The 2,354-nt window shown below is 66.0% G+C and carries 3 protein-coding genes and 1 pseudogene; 2 read left to right on the forward strand and 2 right to left on the reverse strand.

The window, feature by feature from the left end; genetic code table 11:
- Window positions 1–200 precede the first annotated feature (200 nt).
- Complete coding sequence (locus FJM51_RS24640) at window positions 201–344, forward strand: COG3415 family protein (RefSeq protein WP_233713248.1); 144 nt, start codon at window positions 201–203, stop codon at window positions 342–344.
- Entirely contained in the window at window positions 301–1,140 is an 840-nt protein-coding gene (locus FJM51_RS23200; RefSeq protein ID WP_233713249.1) for an IS630 family transposase, read from the forward strand. Before FJM51_RS24640 ends, FJM51_RS23200 begins: the two co-directional genes overlap by 44 nt.
- Before the next feature lie 193 nt (window positions 1,141–1,333).
- Here FJM51_RS23200 and FJM51_RS24645 read toward each other — a convergent pair.
- Together FJM51_RS24645 and FJM51_RS23205 are read right to left on the reverse strand one after the other, a co-directional pair.
- Window positions 1,334–1,603, reverse strand: a pseudogene (locus FJM51_RS24645) (transposase); the annotation flags it as partial.
- The gene (locus tag FJM51_RS23205; protein ID WP_233713250.1) at window positions 1,590–2,204 is read right to left on the reverse strand and encodes an IS110 family transposase; all 615 of its coding nucleotides are present in this window, start codon (window positions 2,202–2,204) and stop codon (window positions 1,590–1,592) included. The gene FJM51_RS23205 and the pseudogene FJM51_RS24645, both read right to left, overlap by 14 nt.
- Window positions 2,205–2,354 lie beyond the last annotated feature (150 nt).

Genomic DNA, 2,354 nt, shown 5'->3' on the forward strand with positions numbered 1-2,354 from the left:
CGTATACCGACCAGGCCCGATCATGGATACAAGGGCCAATCGGCGGCCACGCCCTCTTGTCCCACGCCGTGCCCGCGTGGCAAGCGGGCCGAACCTGCCGGGACTAGAGCGTCGCCCTTTCGGTTTGAATCGATTGGGGGATTCCCAAAGCGGCTCTTTTCTGACTCCCTGCTCCGCGATGCAGGTGTCGGAGCGGCAGGATGAGCAAAACACTCTCGATGGATCTGAGGCGGCGGGCGCTGGCGGCGGTGGACGCCGGGATGAGCCGTCGGGCGGCGGCGGGTCGGTTCGGCGTCCTCGGTGATCCGCTGGGACGCGCAACGACGCACGACGGGAAGCTTTGAGCCGAAGCAGCGGGGTGGGGATACGCGGTCACGGCGGATCGAGGCGCGGCACGCGGATGTCATGGCCGCGTTCGAGGAGGAGCGCGACCAGAGCCTCGAGGAACTGCGTGCCCGCCTGGCCGAGCGCGGCATCGCCGCGTCGAGCTCAGCCCTATCGCGCTTCTTCCAACGTCATGGGCTGACGAGGAAAAAAAGACCGGGAACGCGGTCGAGCAGGAGCGCGCGGACTTGCCTCGAGCAAGCGCCGCGCCTGGTTCGAGGCGCAGCCAGATCTCGATCCCGGCAAGCTCGTGTTCATCGACGAGACCTGGACGGCGACGAACATGGCCCGCACCCATGGGCGCTGCCGCCGGGGCGAACGACTGCGGATGGGGTTTCCCACAGCCATCGAACGACCACGACGCTCATCGCCGGCCTCCGCCTCGACGGCATGGTCGCCCCGATGGTTCTCGACGGTCCGGTCAACGGCGACTGGTTCGAGGCCTATGTCGCAAAGGTGCTGGCACCGACGCTCCGCCCCGGCGACATCGTGATCATGGACAACCTCTCGAGCCACAAGCGCGCGTCGGTCCGGGCGATGATCGAGGCCAGAGGCGCGCGGCTCGCTTTCCTTCCGCCCTACAGTCCAGACTTCAATCCCATCGAGATGGCCTTTGCGAAGCTGAAGGCGTTGCTGCGCAAGGCGGCCGAGCGAACCGTGGACGGCTTATGGAACACCATCGGCCGCCTCGTCGATGTATTCACTCCCCAGGAATGCGCCCACTACTTCGCCGCGGCGGGGTATGATGCAGATTGATCGGAAAATGCTCTAAACACCTAGGATTCTCTCCGCGGTCGCATCGTGGCGCCGCATGTTTGCGTTCAGGGTCGGGATGGCTCCGAATGGTGTGCGCGGTCGTCGCCGCATCCCAGGGAGCGATCTCATCCTCTCCGCGCGTCCCGGCAGGAGGCATTCCACCCAGCTGAGGATCAGCGACGAAGTCGAGTGATCACGACGTCATGGCACGCTCCTCGAAGAGCGTTCCCGAGCGCCACATCGCATGGAGCGCCACCGCGAGCTTTCGTGCCAGTGCCACCTTGGCCTTCCGAGGACCGGTCTTCGCGGCGATGCCCCTGGCCCAATCGCCCAGGCGTGGGCCGCCGAGATTTCGGCAGTAGATGGCATTCGCGGCCTCGAACAGGCATTTTCGTGCGAAACGATCGCCGCGCTTCGAGACGCGGCCATTCCGGCTGATCTCGCCGGATTCATACCGTCTCGGCGTGAGCCCGAGATAGGCTCCCGCGCTGGAGGATCGGCGGAACCGGGCAGCGTCGTCGAAGGCTGACCGCCAGGGCGGTGATCGGTCCGAGGCCGGGAGCCCTCATCAGCAGTCGCACCGTCGCGTGTTCCCTGGCGACCACGCGGATTCTGCCATCAAGTTCCGCGATGCGCGCCAGGATGTCGCGGCGGGCCTTGATCAGGGTCTCGAAGAGCGGAACGAGCTCCGGGGCGACCGCCAGATCCCGCGCGATGATTTCCTCGGCCCGTTTCTTGAAGCCACCGACGCGCTTGCCGAACATGATGCCGAAGGTCTTCAGCAGCCCCCGGATCTCATTCTCCAGCCGGACGCGGATCCCCACCAGCGCGTCCCGCGCCGTCAGGAGCGCACGGTTGACGTAGGCGCCGTGGCTCTTGATCCGAACCGCCTTGAACCAGCCTGTCCGCACGATCCGCGCCAGGCCGCGGGCATCGTGCCGGTCGGTCTTGTTGGGCATCATCTTCAGCACGCCATTGGCATGTCGCGCGTCCATGCAGATGACGCGCAGGCCGCGCGCGCTCAGCGCATTCCAGAGCCAGACGGCCAGGGGACCCGTCTCCATGCCGACCCGCTTCGCCGCGGCGGGGTATGAGGCAGATTGATCGGGAAATGCCCTAGCTGTTTAGTCCCAGCATGTCCTGGCGTATGTTTGTCGTCGCCAGAGAGGGATGCGCTATGGGCCAGGTTCTTCACGGGAGCGCCAAGACGACGT

Origin of the sequence: Amaricoccus solimangrovi (assembly GCF_006385685.1) — a bacterium.
In the GTDB taxonomy this organism is placed as follows: Bacteria; Pseudomonadota; Alphaproteobacteria; order Rhodobacterales; family Rhodobacteraceae; genus Amaricoccus; species Amaricoccus solimangrovi.